The organism is Aurantimicrobium photophilum (genome assembly GCF_003194085.1).
Classification (GTDB): Bacteria; Actinomycetota; Actinomycetes; order Actinomycetales; family Microbacteriaceae; genus Aurantimicrobium; species Aurantimicrobium photophilum.
Genome location: NZ_CP023994.1, coordinates 1,701,882 through 1,718,444 on the forward strand (window position 1 = coordinate 1,701,882; position 16,563 = coordinate 1,718,444).

A 16,563-nucleotide genomic window follows, 5' to 3' on the forward strand; every position below is an offset into this window, starting at 1 on the left:
CGAGCAATCTTACCGAGGACTACCAGATGCTGACGCGCTTGTCGGCGTCGAGCCAATGGTCATCAGTGGGTTGGAGATCGAAAGCGTCATAGAACGCATCGATGTTGCGGATGATTTGGTTGCAACGGAATTCGTTGGGTGAGTGGGGATCAATGGCCAACAGGCGGATCACTTCTTCATCGCGACCCTTCTGCTGCCAGGACTGTGCCCAGCTCAGGAAGAAGCGTTGTGCACCGGTGAGACCGTCAATCACAGGAGGCTCTTCACCCTTGAGGGAAATGAGGTAGGCCTTCCAGGCAATAGCCAGACCACCAAGGTCACCGATGTTTTCACCGATGGTGAGCTCGCCGTTCACAAAGTGGCCAGGGACCTGCTTCGGGGACAGCTCGTTGTATTGATCAATGAGTGACGTGGTGCGCTTCTCGAATGCTTCGCGGTCAGCGTCCGTCCACCAATCGGTGAGCAGGCCATCCCCGTCAAAGCGTGAGCCCTGGTCATCAAAGCCGTGACCGATTTCGTGGCCAATGACGGCACCGATGGAGCCGTAGTTGGCTGCGTCATCCCAATCTGGGTGGAAGAAGGGGGGCTGCAGGATTGCAGCAGGGAACACAATCTCATTGAAGCCCGGGTTGTAATAAGCATTGACGGTCTGGGGAGTCATGAACCACTCATCACGGTCAATGGGCTTGCCGATCTTGCCCAGCTCGCGCGCAAACTCGAACTCAGCAACGCGGCGCATATTGCCCACCAGGTCAGTGGGGCTCACCACGAGAGCCGAGTAGTCACGCCACTTGACGGGGTAGCCGACCTTGGGAGTGAACTTGTCGAGCTTTTCCAGTGCACGAGCTCGAGTCTCTTCGCTCATCCAATCCAGGTTGGTGATGGATTCGCGGTATGCCTCGATGAGGTTCGCAACGAGAACATCCATCTCAGCCTTGGCGCGCTCAGGGAAGTGACGCTCCACATAAACGCGGCCCACTGCTTCACCCATGGATCCTTCAACCAGAGAGACACCGCGCTTCCAGCGCTCGCGCTGTTCAGGGGTTCCAGTGAGGGTGCGGCCATAGAAGTCGAAGTTTTCAGACACAAAGACAGCTGGAAGGAATGGGGCTGCCGAGTGGATGATGTTCCAGCTGAGCCAATCGCGCCAGGCCTCGAGGTGCTCTTGGGTCAGCAGAGCGCCGAGGCCTTCGAGGAAGCTGGGTTCGCGCACAACGACAATGTCCAAAGCACCTGCAGGTGCTTCCAAAGCGGTGATCCAGATATCCAGATCTGCCACGTGCTGGTCCACATCCGAGCCCACAGTTGCTTCGAGCTCAATGGCGCTGCGTGCACCCTTTGCTACGAGTTCTTTCACCTCTGCCCAGCTCATGGGGTTATAGGTGGCAACAGAGTCGCGGGTTTTCACGTTGTCCCAGTGCGCTGCGGCGAGCGCAGTCTCGAGATCAAACACGCGCTGGGCACGAACAGCGGCGTTGTCGAGGCCCGCCGTGGAGGGCAGGTGCTCTGCGGTCAGTTCAAACATGCGCTGGATGTGGCCAAGGTAGGCCTCACGAGCTGACGCGAACTTCTCCTCGCGGTAGTAGCTCTCATCAGGAAGGTTGAGACCACCCTGCTCGGTGAAAACGAGGTAACGCTCAGGGTTCCCTGGATCGTTGTCCACGAAGAGCTCCATAAAGCCACCCACACCGTGGCGCTCGAGACGAGCGACAGTGTCGAGCAGCTGGGAGATGGTGGCCACGTTGCCAGCGAATGCCAGCTGAGATTCGATGGGGGCAACTCCGAGAGATTCGATCAGTTCGGTGTCCATGAAGCTGGTGTACAGATCACCCACGGTGCGCTGCTGAGAACCTTCAGGTGCGTTCTGTCCCTCAATGATGATGTCGCGGACGGCCTTCTCTGCTTCCTCAGCGAGGATGTGGAATGAGCCATAGCGAGCCTTGTCTGCGGGGATAGGCGTGCGCTCTTCCCACTTGCCGTTCACATGGCGATAGAGGTCATCCTGGGGACGAACCTTCTCATCAAGCTCAGTGATGTCGATTCCAGAGAGGGCAGTGTTATCACTCATTCCTCCAGCCTAGAAGTTGGCCGGGCGCACTTCGTGCATGTTCGCTGTTAGGTAGCCTGAAGTTATGGCATTTCCCCAGCTTCCCCCTTCGCTCACACTCGAGGGCAAGACTGCACTCATCACCGGTGCGGGCAGTGCCACCGGCATTGGCTTCGCCTCTGCCAAGGCCTTAGGTGAGCTTGGTGCCCGAGTCATCATCACCGGGACAACCGATCGCATTCACGATCGTGCACGTGAACTCGAAGCCCTCGACATCGATGTCGTGGGCATTGTGTGCCGCCTCGACTCGGAAGAAGGCGCTGCTGGTTTGGTCACTTCTTTAGCTAATGTTTCTGCCCAGCCCACCATCCTGGTTAACAATGCAGGCATGGTCACCGTTTCTGACGAAACCATCGCTCAAGGCAGCATCGACATGACCACTACTGAGTGGAACGACTCATTGGGGATGAACCTCACCACGGCTTTCCATGCCACCCAGACCGTGGTGCATTTCATGCGATCTGCCAAGTGGGGTCGCATCATCAACATCACAAGCGTGTCTGGATCATCTATGGCCACACGGGGAGACCTTGGCTATGCCGCCGCAAAGGCAGGCATGGTCGGCCTCACTCGTGGCCTTGCCGTTGACGAAGCCCACCACGGTATTACGTCTAATGCCGTTGCTCCCGGTTGGATTGCCACCGGTAGCCAGCTGGAATCTGAGGCTGCCGAGGGCAGGCTGGTTCCTGCTGGGCGCAGTGGAAACCCTGACGAGATTGCCTCCGCCGTTGCGTGGCTGGCTTCTCCTGGCGCCAGCTACATCACCGGCCAGGTTGTCACCGTTGACGGGGGTAACACCATCGGTGAAGAACGCGTGCCCCTGGCATGAGTGAACATCCCGACGTCGTACACAACCCACCCACCACGGTTGAGGTTGATTACACCCCAGGACCCGTGTTGAAGACTGAAGGTCCGTGGACTCCTCTGCTGTGGGATATGGATGGCACCCTGCTGGATTCAGCTGTGGCCATTGTTCGTCGATTGCGTGAAACGCTGTTGCACTTCGGTGTGACACCACCGAGCGATGACCAGCTCAAGTTCTTGATTGGTCCCCCGACCGGAACTTCGTTACTTCGATTCATTGGCACAGCACGCATTGATGAATCACGTGCCTACTACCGCTCTCTGTCTGAACGTGATGGTCTCAAGGATCAACAACTCTTCCCGTGGATTCTTTCCACGCTCAAGACACTGCATGAAGCGGGCATCCCGATGGGTGTGGCCACAAGCAAGCCTCAACACGAAGCAGAGCGTCTCTGCGATGCCTATGGCATGACGCCCTACTTCACCGCAATCGTGGGCGGGAATGAAGAACGCAAGGACAAGGCCTCCGTCATTGCTGAAGTGTTGCGGCAGTTGGGCAACGACAACGCCCTGATGATTGGTGACCGTTTCTATGACACCGATGGAGCTGCACTCAACGGCATCCCCACGGTGTTGGTGCGCTGGGGCTATGCCCACGAGAAAGAGTTTGCTGGCGCGATGGCCACGGTCTCTAATGAAACCGAGTTGTTGGAACTTCTGTTGGGTTCAGGCGAAGTAGCCTAATTCTCATGCGTCTCGTTGTTGCTAAATGTTCGGTGGACTATGCCGGAAGGCTCAGTGCCCACCTCCCCTTGGCAACCCGTGTGCTCATGCTCAAGCAAGATGGCTCACTTCTTATCCATTCAGATGGTGGCTCCTATAAGCCCCTCAACTGGATGAGCCCGCCCTGCACCCTCGCCACAGAAGAGCCAGAGAAAGATCAGGCCGATGTCGGTGTGACCGAGATCTGGCGTGTGACACATGCCAAGACAGCAGACATGCTCGTGGTGAGCATCTATGAGATTTACAACGACGTGGAGCATGAGCTCGGTGAAGACCCCGGGCTCATCAAGAACGGTGTTGAAGCAGAGCTGCAAGAACTCCTCGCAGCCCAGATAGAACTCCTCGGCGAGGGTTACACCCTTGTTCGTCGTGAATACTTCACCGCGATTGGGCCGGTAGACATTCTTGCCCGCGATGAGAATGGCAACTCTGTTGCCGTGGAGATCAAGCGCCGCGGAGAAATTGATGGCGTGGAACAACTCACCCGATACCTCGAGTTGATGAACCGTGACCCCCACCTCGCACCAGTCACCGGTGTCTTCGCTGCTCAAGAAATCAAGCCACAGGCGAAGACTTTGGCTGAAGATCGTGGCATTCGAACCCTCATCTTGGATTACGACGAGATGCGGGGCATCGAAGACAAGCACGGTCGCCTGTTCTAACATTTCAGGGAGAAAAGCCTTGGTGGCTTCCCGCTGTTCAGGGCTTTGACGCCTAAGCTTGCCAAGTTATGAATTCTGTCGTTACGCGCACGTGGTCCTCTGTCCTCTTTGATCTGGATGGCACCATCCTGGATTCCGCCCCCGGCATCATTGATGCTCTGACAGAAACTTTTCAGCACTTAGGACTTCCTGTTCCTTCCCGTGAAGACTTCATGGCCTACATCGGTCCGCCACTTCTAGCCTCACTGCAAGAGCGCGCTGGTCTCTCAGAAGCGAAGGCCCGTGAGGCACTGGCGATTTACCGCAATGACTTCCGTCGAGACGGTGCTTTTGACTCCGCGATCTTCCCCGGTGTCGTTGGTCTGCTGGATTCGCTTCGCGATGCAGGAGTTCCCCTGGCTATTGCCACGAGCAAGCCCGAGACCCAGGCACGACCCATCTTGGATCACTTTGGTCTCACCGAATACTTCACCGTCATTGCTGGTGCGTCAGAGAATGATGCTCGCACCTCGAAGGCTCATGTGGTGGGTCATGCCCTTTCTGAGCTCGGAAAAGCAGGCGCAGATACCAGCCAAGCCGTTCTCATTGGTGACCGCATTTATGACGTCGAGGGCGCTGCCGCCCACAACGTTCCCACCATCATCGTGGAGTGGGGATACGGCTCACCTACTGAAGCTACCGGTGCTATTGCCACGGTGTACTCCGCTGATCGCTTGCGTGAGCTTCTCCTAGGCAACTAGAAGTTAAACGGCTAACGGCCCCTCCCGTATTCGGGAAGGGCCGTTGCTTTTTTGGAGGCCGTGCTTGTTTTTCTAGGGGTACTTACTTGACGTTGACAGTGAAGGTGACAACCTGACCAGTGGTCTTATTGGTCAGCTCAACCTTGGTGGTTCCAGCTGCAGTTCCCTGAAGACCAGGGTTCATAACTGCATCGCCAGACTTGCCACCAGCGGTGAATGCTGCGACTGCGGGGTCTGAGATCACTGCAGACCAGTCAGCTGGGTCGGTGTCACCGGTGGTGATGTCGACAAAGCCACCGTTGCTAATGTCAATGGTTTGTCCGTCTGCGGTTGCGACGTCAATGATTGTGGGTGCCACCACCTGGCTGGACTCGCTGGACTCGTCGTTAGCCGAGCTGTCCTCGTCAGCTGCGGTGGAGCATGCCGAAAGGCTGATTGCAGTAGCAGCTGCGAGAGCTACGAATGCACTTGCTTTTGCGATGTTCTTGTTCTTCATCATGGTTGCTTTTCTCCTTGGGTTGTGAAGTCTGTGCTGTGTGAGCGGGTTGCTCTTGAGACAACGTTATCTCTGTACCAATGGTTTAAGTTGGGATTTACCTGTGTGTAGTCTGGGAGTTTTCTGAAAGCAATATTTCCTAGGGAAACACAGAAAGGGCGCCCCCGTAGGGACGCCCTTTCTGAAGTAAAAGTATTACTTGAGGAGAACCTGGATGTTGAGAACCTTGGGCTCTTCGCCAGCGAAGGTGAAGGTGACAGTTGACTCGCCACCGGAGAGAGCGAGCAGACCAGCAGAGAACTGAGTGTCGTCCTCGTAAGAAGCTGCCGAGTACTCGACGACCTTCTTGTCTGAGATGGCAACTTCGATTTCGCCATCGTTGATGCCGCCGTAGTTGATGTTGACAACCTGGCCGACAACCAATTCAAGAGTCTGGCCATCGATGTCCTGGTAGTTGATTTCGATAGGAGCAACAATGTCTCCACCGATTGCGGACTGAGTGGGCTCTGGTGCAGGGGTTGCACATGCAGAAAGACCGAAGGTAGCAACAGAAGCGATTGCTGCAACAACAGCAACCTTGCGCAAGGTGAACTTAGCCATGAAGATGACTCCTTATGTATGAGGGTGGGTGCGCAACGGTGCGCACTGCAATTCTGGCAGTTAGCTGAGCAAAAACAGACTATTAGTCGATAACAATGTGGTGAACAAATATCGGCCTTGTTGAGAACAGTTGTGCTGAAAATTTCTCTTCAACCCGAACTATCGCAAATATTGAGACAGTTCGGGCGCCTACAGGTCATTCACTCAGTGACACAGTGAGGGGCCGCAGCTCATTCCCTATGCGGGATCTGGCCAGATCTCCATTGAACATTTCGACGACATCGATGGGGAGCGGCTGCTCTGTGGCCTCACGAGCAAGATTGTTCTTCACTGCCCACGCGTGAACGTCAGAGCGAGCCCACGCACTCTTGTTTCCCACCTGGGTGAAGCGCTTGGGGAATCCATTGCGGCGGTGACCATTAGCCCACAATCTCGCGGTTTCGCGAGAAACACTGTAATCAATTGCGATGTCCTGCACTCCGATGAGATCTACAACAATGCGCAGGACAGAAAGTTCAGTTTTGGCAATTTCCGTGAAAACCATGTCAAGCACCTCGCCTGGAGTTTCTGCTTCAACATAACAATTGAGATACGTCTGAAAATCACGCCACGAAAAGAAGGCTTCGAATTTTCGGGTGGCGAAGAAATCAATCCATGTCTCGTCTTCGCGATCGAGTTCTTCGATTTCTACGTCAAAAAAATAGGTCTGCATGTGAGTACCTCCCGAAGATATGATATCAGGAATGTTGGCAAATGCCAACATTCACCAGTGTTCCCGCATTGGTGCAAAACCGTGATCGCACTTCTTTGCTTCCCGCCATATGTAGAAAGCTGTATTCGAAGCCGTGGAGTAAACCGAGCACTTACAACCTCCCGGGCAACGAAGCCATCCAGACGAGTGGGCTGCCCTCCCCGAGCTAGGAACAAACTCCCAATGAAACTCCTCGATGAGAACCTTCATGCACCGATGAGCGTTCTTGTCTCGGGGAAGACCTGCCATCATCATGAGTGCAGAGTTGCACTCATGATGATGGCGCTGAGGCTCAATTCACGTAGCAGTGGAGAAAGCCCCGCTCTTACTCAGTTGTGTAGAACTGGATGAGAAGTCCTTGATGTGTGGATCTTTAGCGATTACCTTTTGCACGGTTGTGCGTCTTGCAGAGCAACTCACAGTTACTGGCAGAGGTGGCACCGCCCTTGCTCCAGGCGGCAACATGGTCGGCGTCCATCTCGTCGAGCTTCCACACCTTAGCTTTGTTGGCGTCATGTCCCATGGCGCAGTGTGAACAATTAGAAGCACCGGCCTCCTGGGCAGTCTTCGTCTGCTGCACGTAAGTCGACTTCTTAGTAGCTTCATCAAAGACGCGAACTTCTAGCAGCTTGGTCTCGACCGAGCCGCCCAGTACAAACTCCCAAATCCCTTTACGGCTCTTCACGTAAGGGTCACCATATAGTTCCTGCACAGCAGCGGATACCTTGCTGGGGTTATAGGCAGTGGCATGATGCTTTTCATAGAGACGGCCCCACTCCAATCCACGCATCTCGCTCTCCACGTCCGTGAACACCGAAGAGACCCAATCAATCACGGACGTGAAGTAGTTCTTCACTTCCGTGATGTTCTTGTCATTACGGTGCTGGCTCATATAGCCACCGATGTTGTCCTTGCTCTTGCTCACCCACTCCAGAGCACGTTCCCAGAAGTCTTGACGCTGAGCAGAGCCGCTGATGTAAGCACTCCACTTCATGATGTTGGAGTTCTGACTATTGCTGAATTCCGCTTTACCTGCCGTCACAAACGGACCTGAGTAAACGGCATTGAGAAGTTCCTGCTCGTTCAAAGGAACGCCCACGGTGTTGATGGTCTTAAACCATTCCTTGATTTCGCTCTCAGTGCCTTCGCACTCATAAACGAGAATCTCGGAGCTCAAGATGATCTCTTGCTTGTCTGCAGGGAGACCAGAAAAGTACTGCTCCATGCCCCGTTCGTCTTTGATCGCGAACTTGCCCGTGATGTAGCGACCGAAGCTCGTGATGCGTTGCTGGCCGTCAAGGACTTCCAGGTTGTCTTCATGAACTTTGTTGAAATAGATCAAACCCAAGGGGTATCCCTTGAGCAGAGACTCAATCACAGCAACGTCTCTCTTGCCGTCGGCATAGATGTAGTTGCGCTGATACTCAGGTTGGATAGTTAGACGCCCAGCCAAACCAAAGAGACCTCTGCCCTCGAGTTCGTTATAGACGAAGCCCTCAGAGAGTTCCTTGACGGTGTAGGTGTTGAGGGAGGTTTTCATTTGTTCACCTGCTTGTGTTTGATGAAGATTCGCTTAAACGGAAAACGATTAGGGTTTGTTAGCCCGACCCAGTAACCGCCAGCACGTTGCGCTCCCGTTCCACCAACGGCTCGGTATCCGGCAATAAATTCTTCGCTCAGAGGGGCCACTCCGATCTTTTTCATTTCTTCGTGATCATCCATGTTGCCGAGAATTTCGAATTGATCAGGGTTGTACTTGGAGAGAAAGCTGATTGGCACCCCCATTAGACCTGGGAAATCGCTAGGAATAGCATCGGTGAAAGGCACTTCTATTGCATCAAAGTTGTCGTATTTCGAATAGCCAAAATCGCGAACTTCCTTGTGCTTGCTGAACTTGATGTTGTCCTGTTCTGTCATCAATGACAGTGGCTGGTGGCGGCGACCATGGTCAAGAGTGGTGAACCAGCAGGCATTTCCTAGCCTTGTGAAATCTCCGACGTACCCAAGCTTTTCGGCCTTGAGCTTGTCGCTTTCAGAGACTTCATATCCTTCTGGCACTCGAAACACCAGGTCGTTTCCGTTAGCGGTGACACCTAACCACATCTTGTTCTCTTTGATGAGCGGGAAGACTTCTTTATACGTGATCGCATTCATGTTGCCGATGATGACGAAGTCTTTGTCCGCCTCTACGAGCCAAGCTAGGAACTCCCTGAACAAAGAAAACGGCGGGTTCGTGACGATGATGTCTGCCTCATCCCGCAGCTTCGTAATCTCTTCGCTACGGAAATCTCCACCGCCTTCGAGGTAGGACCATTCAAGGTCATCCACGTTGATGACGTTGTCACCCGTCTTGTCATGAGTAAGAGTGAAGATCTTGCCCTTTGTTTGGGTCTTCTCGGGGTCATAACCGGGGCTCTCAATTTCAAACAGCGTTGGCTGGTAGGGAATGGCATCAGGTTTGCTGTCCGGTGCATAGCTGGTGCTGATCAGCTTCTTGAGCCCTAACGATTCAAAGTTCTGCGCGAAGTATTTGGTGAAGTTGCTCCACTCCGGGTCATCACACGGCAGCAGGACGGTCTTTCCCTTGAACACATCTGGGTTGTAATCCAGATACGCGTTCATTTCTTTCTGAATGTCGCTGAACTGCGTATAGAACTCATCGTTCTTTGCCTTCTTGGCATTTCCCAGGTTCTCGTTAGCCACCGCATCCCCCTGATGCCGCGACCGGCGTCGCGGATAGGGGTTAAAAGTAGCGTTAATACCTCAGGCTTTTAAACTCTGGTTAATGAAGAGTGATGCCGGAACGCTTGAGGCATGGATTCAATTGCTTCTGCAGCGGCTCAAATTCTTGGGGGTCGACTTCGTGAACGCCGAGAGGGCCTGGGCTTAAGCCAGGAAGATGTGGCGCACATGTCTGCAATGCACGTGTCCAACTACGGCAAGATCGACCGTGGGCGGGCCAATCCGAACCTGCATACTCTGCTGCGCATCGCCAGCGTTCTTGAGATTGATCCCGGTTTACTCATTGCTGGGCTGAGTGGGGACATGGTCACGAAGAGGCCCCATAAACTGACGGCGGCGGAGCTCATCAAGGCGCGACAAAGCTAAGTGCTTCAACGAGATGCCCTGAATAATCTCTTCGATTCTCCACAGCGCGCAACAGTCGAGATTTATCAACATCTTCATTGCTGAGGGGCTTTGGAGACCATCAGCTTCTTTAGGTTGAAGGCATGCGACCGAAGCCTCAATATCCATCCGCCGAAACCTGGTTGCACATTTTGTTTGGTGACGACAATGGTGGGGGTCATTTAGCGGGGCAAGGTATTGAGGGAAAGACTGAATTTCCCGAGTACTGGACACTTTCTCGGATCGAATGTGCGGTTCTGGATATCCAGAAACAGGCGTTGAGCATTGAGATTGAGAAACAAGCTGTGTTCTTCGATGGGATTGTCGACGGAGTTTTGCTGAGGGTAGTTTTTGCTCTCGATAGAGATGGTGGAAGGGCAGTGAAAACGGCCTACCCCTTAAGGGGAAATGGAGTGTTTAAGAACATCAATGGGGTGAGGGTTTCTTTGCCCTTACTGAGACAAGACAGGAGGAAGTAACATGAAAACCATGAGAGCACTTGCCCCCATCGCACAGGATTTGTTTGACGCAATGTCGGCGCGCATGGAGGAGCCGTTGAGGAAGGTCGTCGTTGACTTTCTTGAGTGCGGGGAAGAGGGCTGTGCAGCTGACTTCACGGTTGATTGGGCAATCGCGAACAATGTCTCCATTCCTGAAAAATTCTGGCGTGAGCTCAATGAGTTTTATTCAACAAGCAGAACTTCGTGGTCAGAAGACAGTCTTAGCCAGCTCATGAAGGTGGCGCACGCCGCATAGCTCCAACCCTGTTCTCTGCACCAGTGAGCAAGCGAACAAAAAGAAAATCCCCGGTATGAATACCGGGGATTTCGTTCGTGCGCGAGGGGGGACTTGAACCCCCACGCCCTTGCGGGCACTGGCACCTGAAGCCAGCGCGTCTGCCATTTCGCCACTCGCGCGAACTGGTCGAGGCTATCACGGAGTGATGCCCCTGCGCCATTTGAGGCCTAAAGGTCAAGAACGAGCTTGCCGCCCTCTGCTCTCGAGACACAGGGATACATCACCTTGAGGCGATCCTTTTCGGCATCATCCATAACTGAGTCGAGGTGAATAGGTTTCCCTTCCACCACACGCACTTCACATGTTCCACAGACCCCCTTCTTGCAGGAGCCCAGTACCGGGAGGCCGTTTTCTTCCAATGCTTCCAAGATGGTTTCGTCTGCATCCACAACGAAGCTCTTTTTGCTCTTTCTGCATGTCACCTCGATGGGTTGCGCAGGGGAGGCGCTCTCTCGCTCAAGAGCAACGAAACGCTCAAGGTGCATGCGGTCAGCTGGAACGTATTCAGACACTGTGGCCATCAGGGATTCCGGGCCGCAGCAATAAACCTGCGACGTGGCCGACTTTGTCAGCGCGAAGACATCAAGTGGTTTCTTGGCTTCATCCGAAGCATGAACGGTGACTCGATCGGGATAACGTTCCACCAGTTCATCCAGGAAGGCCATGGTGCTGCGGCTTCTGCCGGCATAGACCAGCTTCCACTTTCGTCGTTCCGGAAGAGATTCGATCATGGCCTTGATCGGAGTGATGCCAATTCCTCCCGCAATGAAGAGATACTCATTTGCGGGCTCGAGTTCAAAGTGGTTCAGCGGGCCAGAAACCTCCAGTGTCATGCCGGGAGAAAGGTTGGCGTGAATCCACTCACTGCCGCCTTCTGACTGTTCTGTTTTGAGCACGGCGATATCAAAGTGGGTGCGCTCGGCGGGATCCCCGCATAAGGAATACTGCCGCTGCAGTCCATTGGGAAGATGCAGAGTGACGTGAGAGCCGGGATGCCACACCGGGAGTTGGACTCCCCCGAGGGGGAGAAGTCGAATGGCGAGAACGCCCTGAGCGACTTCCTGAAGCGTACTTACCACCATGGTCCTGGTGTCATGAGACGCGGTTCGGGCAGGAGCGGCTTGCGCTGAAATCGAGGGTGGTTCCTCTCGGGCCACGGGACGTGCGCTGCCAGTTTTAGTGCCCGTGATGATTCTCACCAGCACAGCAATGGTGGCAACGGAGATCAAGACAATGGCGAGTACTCGATACCACCATGAGCTCACATCTGTGCCTGACCACCCTGCGTGAAGCGCGACGAGAAGCAGTGCCGCATAGCTGGAGTAGTGCACACCCTTCCAGAACTTCCGTGGCAAACGATTCATAAACAGTGACGTGCCTTGGACCGCCAGCAAGATATAGAACGAGACGATGCCGAGGGCAACAGCTAGCGGCTTGAAATCAGTTGCAAATGGAACCAGCGTCTCCGCGAGGGAAAACTGCAACCAGCCATCGAGCATCAGACTGACCATATGCAGGGCAACCATGAACAAGGTCAGTCCCCCCAAGTAGCGGTGCAGGTCTTGGAGCCACGCAGGGTTATCTATCCGACGCATCACACGCGTGGACAACAGAATTCCCCAGAGCACCGACATCGTCATCAGCGCCCACGCTATGAGGGCGCTCGCTCGGGTGATGTACCACCAGATATGTGGTTCGTTCATGCGTAGGTGCTCCAATTGGGTGAAACCTGCTGACTGCCGTCAGCAAAAATAATCAGTCCTGCTCCACCCACACTAGGCAACCAGGACAGGAATTCTTCAGGTGAATCCATAAAACCTCGTTTGGTCAAGACTTCTGCTCGAGCACCTGAAGCCGCAATAACGGTGACGGTTTGTGCTTGTGTGTGAGCGCTGGAATGCGTCACCGGATTAATGAGGTGATGGGTGGAATTCTCACCCTCCCCAAAACGTTTCTTCACTTGACTTGAGGTTGCGATAGCTCCTCGCTGCAGACGAACAATACTGGCGTGGCCTTCGTGTGCGAACGGATCTTGCACGCCTAATCGCCATGCCACACCATCGGGAGCATCGCCCTGCACCACAATGTCACCGCCAAGTTCAACCATCACGCCATAGGCGCCCTGATCGAGAGCAAATTGGGCGATGAGGTCTGCCGCAAATCCCTTGGCAATCCCGCCCGGATCGAGCGTGGTTCCGCGGGGAACAGAAACGAACTCATCCGAAAATTGGATGCCCTTGAGATTGCCGGGAGCACGTGCTGATTCGGGAAGACGTGTAGAGCGAGAACTGTCGACAGCTGAGGTGACGTAGCCGGCTTGGAGGACATCGGGAAGCAGGGTCGGGTCATAGGTCCCCTGCGTCACGGTATTTCCGGAAATCATCGCCGCGATGAGTTGATGAGTCATCGGAGCGACGCGCACCGGCTTCCCTTCTGCCCAGTTAATGCGGGAGATGTCGGAGTCATCTCTGAACCTGCTCCATAACTGCTCGCAGGTGTCGGCGAGTGCCCAGCACTGTTCAAGCAGCTGTTCGTTTCCTCCGACAAGTGTGATGGTTCCGTGCCCACCCATGATCTTCTGGCGACGCGAAAGCACCCCGGGCAAGGAATTCGTGTGCGTGAAAACCGCGCGCAGGGCACTTCTCGAAATATCGTCTGCCATAGAAATGTTTAGCCGCCGGAGCCCGCTGTGGTTCCGTTAACGGGGGCAGCGGGAGCTACTGGTGCTGCAGGAGCAGGTGGGGCAGCCGGAGCTTCGGGAACAGAAGCAGGAGCCTGAGCAGGTGACACCGGAGCTGCCGCTTCTGGCGCACTCACCTGCTGTGCAGCAGGTGCTGCGGCAGGAGCTGGCACGGCCTCTGGGGCCACGTCGGTCGCTGGAACTTCTGCTGCGGAGCTGGGAGTTCCCACGGCGGCCGGAGTAGTCGGAGCAGTGCCGGAAAGCTGTTCGCTCTCCTGCGCATTTGCCGTGACTTGGAAACCTGTCACGATGCCCACTAAGGCAACACCTGACGCGACGCCGACGAGCTTTCGAGCAGACTCAGCTGGGTGAGCTCGCTTAGTCATCGTCTTCTTCCTCTTCATGGTCTTCGTCATCGTCGTGATCATCATCTTCGTGTTCGTCATCATCGTCATACTGAACAACAGCTGCACCGGTTACAGGATCAACGCGACTACCAGAACCACCGGTGGTTCCATTGACCACCGCTGCCTGAGGGTTTTGAACGACGGGCACTGAACCTGAAGTGCCACCTATTGTTGTGCCACCAGTTTGCGGTGCAGAGGGGTCAGCGGTTGCCGCGGGGTCTCCTGGGGCAGGGGTCGCGGTGGGGGCCGAAGTTTCTGTAGCAGCTGGATCGGGGAGCAGGGTGTCCGTGGCGGTGCCAATGGCGCCAGGATCCAACGTGGCCAATGCGTCCGTGTTGACGGCCATCGCCGTGGTGGCAGTTCCGAGTACGCCCACAATCGAGAGGGCTGTCATGAGTTGAGACTTCATACCTTCCACGTTACGAAGTGACCATCCAAGGAATATCCCGACAAAATCCAAGATTTAGCCAATTTTTCTCAGAAGAAACCCTGAAGATAGCTGTCTATGGGGAGTCAAAGCCAGAATGGGAACATGCGCGTACTCCTCGTAGAAGATGACCAGTCAGTTGCTGACGGTCTTCTTGATGGGCTCTCCGGGGGAGCTTTTGAGGCGAAACACGTGTCAACGGGTGCTGCCGCCCTCACTGCATTAGCTGAGTTCTCCCCTGAAATAGTTCTGCTCGACCTCGGTCTTCCCGACATGGACGGCACTGAAGTCTGCCGAAAGATGAGAATGGTCAGCACAGTGCCCATCATCGTGGTCAGTGCCCGAGACGAAGAGATTGATCGCGTTGTCGCCCTGGAAATCGGTGCCGACGACTACGTGGTGAAGCCCTTTGGAATGCGTGAGTTGATTGCGCGAATTCGTGCCGTGGTGCGCAGGACGAACCCTGCCGACATGGATGTTCCTGTTGCTCATGAGCGTATTTTTGGTGATCTGGTTATAGACACCAGAACTCAACGGGTCAGTCTGGCAGGTGTTGACATTCACGTCACCGCCAAAGAGTTTGAGCTCCTTGAATATCTTTCGAGTGACCCCGGTGCCGTCTTCAAGCGCTCGGACATTTTGCATGACGTGTGGGATACGAATTGGTATGGAACGAGTAAAACCCTCGATGCCCATATCGCTGCTATTCGCAAGAAGCTCGGCAACGCATCATGGATTGAATCTGTTCGTGGCGTGGGTTTCCGTTTTGAGCAGCCGTCATGAAGTGGCGTTTCATTTCAGCGTTGATGTCCGTCACCCTGCTGGTGCTTCTCGTGCAGGACATCCCTCTGGGCTTCTACCTCCAACAGGTTGAACATGAACGCATCATTACCTCCCTCGAGCGAGATGCGTTCATCTTGGCAGGCCGCAGCGAGCAGGCGCTTGAAACCGAAACGGTTACTGACGACTCTGAGCTCATTCAAGCGACGAAAGACTACCGGGACGCCGGTGGCTCCCGGGTTGTGATTGTGAATGCGGACGGCACTGCTGTGGTCATCAGCGATGACGATCAAGCAGATCTGGGCACGTCGTATTTGAACCGACCTGAGATTGTTGAAGCCCTCTCAGGAACCATCAGTACGGGACACCGCTTCTCCACCACCTTGAACCAGGAGCTGCTATTTGTCGCCGTTCCCATTTTGAGTGGAACAGAAGTTCTAGGCGCTGTTCGCTTGACCTACCCCGATTACGTCGTGGCGAACACGGTCAATGAACAACTCGGTCTGCTTTCCCTCGTTGCCGTCATTGCGCTCCTGCTTGCCGCCATCGTCGGCTATATCGTCTCGGGTTCCATCACACGCAGGATTCGACTTCTTCAGAGTGCCACCGAATCTTTAGCGGCAGGAGAACTCGACACTCGCGCCGATGAGTCTGCCGGAACAAGTGAATTGCGTTCACTCGCCACCTCATTCAACGACATGGCTGCACGTTTGGAACTCCTCATCACTCAACAGCGCACATTTGCTGCAGATGCCTCCCACCAGTTGCGCACCCCGCTGACCGCGTTGCGCCTGCGGCTTGAGAGAGCACATGATCTTCTGGAATCAGATCCTGCGGGAGCAGCCGAACGGCTTTCTGCAGCCGAGGCTGAGGCGGACCGTTTGAGTAACCTCATCGAGGGTCTGCTCTTGCTGAGCCGCACTGAAGCGTCCAACGCGCAGCGAGAAAGTGTGGATCTGGCAGCTGTGACCCGGGGGCGCATCGAGCAGTGGCAGGCATTGGCTGCTGAGTCGGATGTTGCCCTCGGATATGACGGCCCCCTCTCGCTCAAAGTGAGTGCCGTTCCCACTGCGGTAGAGCAAATAGTGGACAACTACATCGATAACGCCCTCTCCGTCAGCTCAGCCGGTTCCATCATCAACGTTCACGTCCGCATGGAAGGTACTTCTGCACTTCTGGAGGTTCTCGATCAAGGTCCTGGCCTCAGTCCTGAAGAGTGTGTGCGCGCATTCGACCGCTTCTGGCGAGCAAGCTCTGATCGTCACGGCAGTGGGCTGGGGCTTGCAATCGTTGCACAGCTGGCCCGCGCCTCTGGTGGGAAAGCTACCCTGCACCCTCGCCCAGGTGGTGGCCTCATCGCTTCGGTGAGCTTCGATACTGCCCGAAACTGAGTCCGCCCTCC

General features: G+C 54.9%; 19 protein-coding genes and 1 tRNA gene. 9 read left to right on the forward strand and 11 right to left on the reverse strand.

Going from position 1 to position 16,563, the window contains the following annotated elements; translation table 11 throughout:
• Nucleotides 1–19: 19 nt before the first annotated feature.
• On the reverse strand, nucleotides 20–2,068 hold the full coding sequence (locus AURMO_RS08595) for a M13 family metallopeptidase (RefSeq protein ID WP_110234765.1): 2,049 nt from the start codon (nucleotides 2,066–2,068) through the stop codon (nucleotides 20–22).
• 64 nt (nucleotides 2,069–2,132) lie between these two features.
• On the opposite strand from AURMO_RS08595, the gene AURMO_RS08600 reads away from it, so the two are divergent.
• From AURMO_RS08600 to AURMO_RS08615, 4 genes are all read left to right on the forward strand, one after another.
• Nucleotides 2,133–2,936 (forward strand): SDR family NAD(P)-dependent oxidoreductase, encoded by an 804-nt coding sequence (locus AURMO_RS08600; RefSeq protein ID WP_110234766.1) that lies wholly within the window; start codon nucleotides 2,133–2,135, stop codon nucleotides 2,934–2,936.
• Nucleotides 2,933–3,655 carry an HAD family hydrolase gene (locus AURMO_RS08605; protein WP_110234767.1) on the forward strand — a complete coding sequence of 241 codons (723 nt, stop codon included), beginning with the start codon at nucleotides 2,933–2,935 and terminating at the stop codon, nucleotides 3,653–3,655. Before AURMO_RS08600 ends, AURMO_RS08605 begins: the two co-directional genes overlap by 4 nt.
• A 5-nt stretch (nucleotides 3,656–3,660) precedes the next feature.
• Entirely contained in the window at nucleotides 3,661–4,356 is a 696-nt protein-coding gene (gene nucS / locus AURMO_RS08610) for an endonuclease NucS (RefSeq protein ID WP_110234768.1), read from the forward strand.
• 68 nt (nucleotides 4,357–4,424) lie between these two features.
• Complete coding sequence (locus tag AURMO_RS08615; RefSeq protein ID WP_110234769.1) at nucleotides 4,425–5,096, forward strand: HAD hydrolase-like protein; 672 nt, start codon at nucleotides 4,425–4,427, stop codon at nucleotides 5,094–5,096.
• A gap of 82 nt (nucleotides 5,097–5,178) precedes the next feature.
• On the opposite strand, the gene AURMO_RS08620 is transcribed toward AURMO_RS08615, so the two are convergent.
• From AURMO_RS08620 to AURMO_RS08640, 5 genes are all read right to left on the reverse strand, one after another.
• Nucleotides 5,179–5,595 (reverse strand): hypothetical protein, encoded by a 417-nt coding sequence (locus AURMO_RS08620; RefSeq protein WP_110234770.1) that lies wholly within the window; start codon nucleotides 5,593–5,595, stop codon nucleotides 5,179–5,181.
• 192 nt (nucleotides 5,596–5,787) lie between these two features.
• Nucleotides 5,788–6,192 carry a hypothetical protein gene (locus AURMO_RS08625; protein ID WP_110234771.1) on the reverse strand — a complete coding sequence of 135 codons (405 nt, stop codon included), beginning with the start codon at nucleotides 6,190–6,192 and terminating at the stop codon, nucleotides 5,788–5,790.
• A gap of 196 nt (nucleotides 6,193–6,388) precedes the next feature.
• On the reverse strand, nucleotides 6,389–6,904 hold the full coding sequence (locus AURMO_RS08630) for a hypothetical protein (RefSeq protein WP_162532717.1): 516 nt from the start codon (nucleotides 6,902–6,904) through the stop codon (nucleotides 6,389–6,391).
• Nucleotides 6,905–7,316: 412 nt separating this feature from the next.
• Complete coding sequence (locus AURMO_RS08635) at nucleotides 7,317–8,483, reverse strand: HNH endonuclease family protein (RefSeq protein WP_110234773.1); 1,167 nt, start codon at nucleotides 8,481–8,483, stop codon at nucleotides 7,317–7,319.
• The gene (locus AURMO_RS08640) at nucleotides 8,480–9,646 is read right to left on the reverse strand and encodes an adenine-specific methyltransferase EcoRI family protein (protein WP_110234774.1); all 1,167 of its coding nucleotides are present in this window, start codon (nucleotides 9,644–9,646) and stop codon (nucleotides 8,480–8,482) included. Before AURMO_RS08640 ends, AURMO_RS08635 begins: the two co-directional genes overlap by 4 nt.
• Before the next feature lie 111 nt (nucleotides 9,647–9,757).
• On the opposite strand from AURMO_RS08640, the gene AURMO_RS08645 reads away from it, so the two are divergent.
• The 3 genes from AURMO_RS08645 (at nucleotide 9,758) to AURMO_RS08655 (ending at nucleotide 10,825) form a co-directional block, all read left to right on the forward strand.
• Nucleotides 9,758–10,051 carry a helix-turn-helix domain-containing protein gene (locus AURMO_RS08645; protein ID WP_110234775.1) on the forward strand — a complete coding sequence of 98 codons (294 nt, stop codon included), beginning with the start codon at nucleotides 9,758–9,760 and terminating at the stop codon, nucleotides 10,049–10,051.
• Nucleotides 10,052–10,173: 122 nt separating this feature from the next.
• Complete coding sequence (locus tag AURMO_RS08650; RefSeq protein WP_110234776.1) at nucleotides 10,174–10,548, forward strand: EndoU domain-containing protein; 375 nt, start codon at nucleotides 10,174–10,176, stop codon at nucleotides 10,546–10,548.
• 1 nt (nucleotide 10,549) lies between these two features.
• Nucleotides 10,550–10,825 carry a hypothetical protein gene (locus AURMO_RS08655; protein ID WP_110234777.1) on the forward strand — a complete coding sequence of 92 codons (276 nt, stop codon included), beginning with the start codon at nucleotides 10,550–10,552 and terminating at the stop codon, nucleotides 10,823–10,825.
• Nucleotides 10,826–10,903: 78 nt separating this feature from the next.
• Here the strand turns inward: AURMO_RS08655 and AURMO_RS08660 are convergent.
• From AURMO_RS08660 to AURMO_RS08680, 5 genes are all read right to left on the reverse strand, one after another.
• Nucleotides 10,904–10,986, reverse strand: a tRNA-Leu gene (locus AURMO_RS08660).
• A gap of 48 nt (nucleotides 10,987–11,034) precedes the next feature.
• Nucleotides 11,035–12,570, reverse strand: a complete 1,536-nt coding sequence (locus AURMO_RS08665; protein ID WP_110234778.1) for a 2Fe-2S iron-sulfur cluster-binding protein — start codon at nucleotides 12,568–12,570, stop codon at nucleotides 11,035–11,037.
• Nucleotides 12,567–13,529, reverse strand: coding sequence for an FAD:protein FMN transferase (locus AURMO_RS08670; protein WP_110234779.1), 963 nt, complete (start codon nucleotides 13,527–13,529; stop codon nucleotides 12,567–12,569). The genes AURMO_RS08665 and AURMO_RS08670 overlap by 4 nt, the downstream gene beginning before the upstream one ends.
• Nucleotides 13,530–13,537: 8 nt before the next feature.
• The gene (locus AURMO_RS09030) at nucleotides 13,538–13,933 is read right to left on the reverse strand and encodes a hypothetical protein (protein WP_204163615.1); all 396 of its coding nucleotides are present in this window, start codon (nucleotides 13,931–13,933) and stop codon (nucleotides 13,538–13,540) included.
• Nucleotides 13,926–14,348 carry a hypothetical protein gene (locus tag AURMO_RS08680; RefSeq protein ID WP_162532718.1) on the reverse strand — a complete coding sequence of 141 codons (423 nt, stop codon included), beginning with the start codon at nucleotides 14,346–14,348 and terminating at the stop codon, nucleotides 13,926–13,928. The genes AURMO_RS09030 and AURMO_RS08680 overlap by 8 nt, the downstream gene beginning before the upstream one ends.
• A 138-nt stretch (nucleotides 14,349–14,486) precedes the next feature.
• Here AURMO_RS08680 and AURMO_RS08685 point away from each other — a divergent pair, with 138 nt between their 5' ends.
• Both AURMO_RS08685 and AURMO_RS08690 read left to right on the forward strand, forming a co-directional pair.
• A complete protein-coding gene (locus AURMO_RS08685; protein ID WP_110234781.1) occupies nucleotides 14,487–15,164 on the forward strand; it encodes a response regulator transcription factor in 678 nt (225 codons plus the stop codon).
• The gene (locus tag AURMO_RS08690) at nucleotides 15,161–16,552 is read left to right on the forward strand and encodes a sensor histidine kinase (RefSeq protein ID WP_110234782.1); all 1,392 of its coding nucleotides are present in this window, start codon (nucleotides 15,161–15,163) and stop codon (nucleotides 16,550–16,552) included. Before AURMO_RS08685 ends, AURMO_RS08690 begins: the two co-directional genes overlap by 4 nt.
• Nucleotides 16,553–16,563: the final 11 nt, after the last annotated feature.

Bases quoted from the DNA above. Each gene is read 5' to 3' on its own strand.
- AURMO_RS08595 (WP_110234765.1), bottom strand. From the start codon at position 2,068: ATGAGTGATAACACTGCCCTCTCTGGAATCGACATCACTGAGCTTGAT.
- AURMO_RS08600 (WP_110234766.1), top strand. From the start codon at position 2,133: ATGGCATTTCCCCAGCTTCCCCCTTCGCTCACACTCGAGGGCAAGACT.
- AURMO_RS08605 (WP_110234767.1), top strand. From the start codon at position 2,933: ATGAGTGAACATCCCGACGTCGTACACAACCCACCCACCACGGTTGAG.
- nucS (WP_110234768.1), top strand. From the start codon at position 3,661: ATGCGTCTCGTTGTTGCTAAATGTTCGGTGGACTATGCCGGAAGGCTC.
- AURMO_RS08615 (WP_110234769.1), top strand. From the start codon at position 4,425: ATGAATTCTGTCGTTACGCGCACGTGGTCCTCTGTCCTCTTTGATCTG.
- AURMO_RS08620 (WP_110234770.1), bottom strand. From the start codon at position 5,595: ATGATGAAGAACAAGAACATCGCAAAAGCAAGTGCATTCGTAGCTCTC.
- AURMO_RS08625 (WP_110234771.1), bottom strand. From the start codon at position 6,192: ATGGCTAAGTTCACCTTGCGCAAGGTTGCTGTTGTTGCAGCAATCGCT.
- AURMO_RS08630 (WP_162532717.1), bottom strand. From the start codon at position 6,904: ATGCAGACCTATTTTTTTGACGTAGAAATCGAAGAACTCGATCGCGAA.
- AURMO_RS08635 (WP_110234773.1), bottom strand. From the start codon at position 8,483: ATGAAAACCTCCCTCAACACCTACACCGTCAAGGAACTCTCTGAGGGC.
- AURMO_RS08645 (WP_110234775.1), top strand. From the start codon at position 9,758: ATGGATTCAATTGCTTCTGCAGCGGCTCAAATTCTTGGGGGTCGACTT.
- AURMO_RS08650 (WP_110234776.1), top strand. From the start codon at position 10,174: ATGCGACCGAAGCCTCAATATCCATCCGCCGAAACCTGGTTGCACATT.
- AURMO_RS08655 (WP_110234777.1), top strand. From the start codon at position 10,550: ATGAAAACCATGAGAGCACTTGCCCCCATCGCACAGGATTTGTTTGAC.
- AURMO_RS08665 (WP_110234778.1), bottom strand. From the start codon at position 12,570: ATGAACGAACCACATATCTGGTGGTACATCACCCGAGCGAGCGCCCTC.
- AURMO_RS08670 (WP_110234779.1), bottom strand. From the start codon at position 13,529: ATGGCAGACGATATTTCGAGAAGTGCCCTGCGCGCGGTTTTCACGCAC.
- AURMO_RS09030 (WP_204163615.1), bottom strand. From the start codon at position 13,933: ATGACTAAGCGAGCTCACCCAGCTGAGTCTGCTCGAAAGCTCGTCGGC.
- AURMO_RS08680 (WP_162532718.1), bottom strand. From the start codon at position 14,348: ATGACAGCCCTCTCGATTGTGGGCGTACTCGGAACTGCCACCACGGCG.
- AURMO_RS08685 (WP_110234781.1), top strand. From the start codon at position 14,487: ATGCGCGTACTCCTCGTAGAAGATGACCAGTCAGTTGCTGACGGTCTT.
- AURMO_RS08690 (WP_110234782.1), top strand. From the start codon at position 15,161: ATGAAGTGGCGTTTCATTTCAGCGTTGATGTCCGTCACCCTGCTGGTG.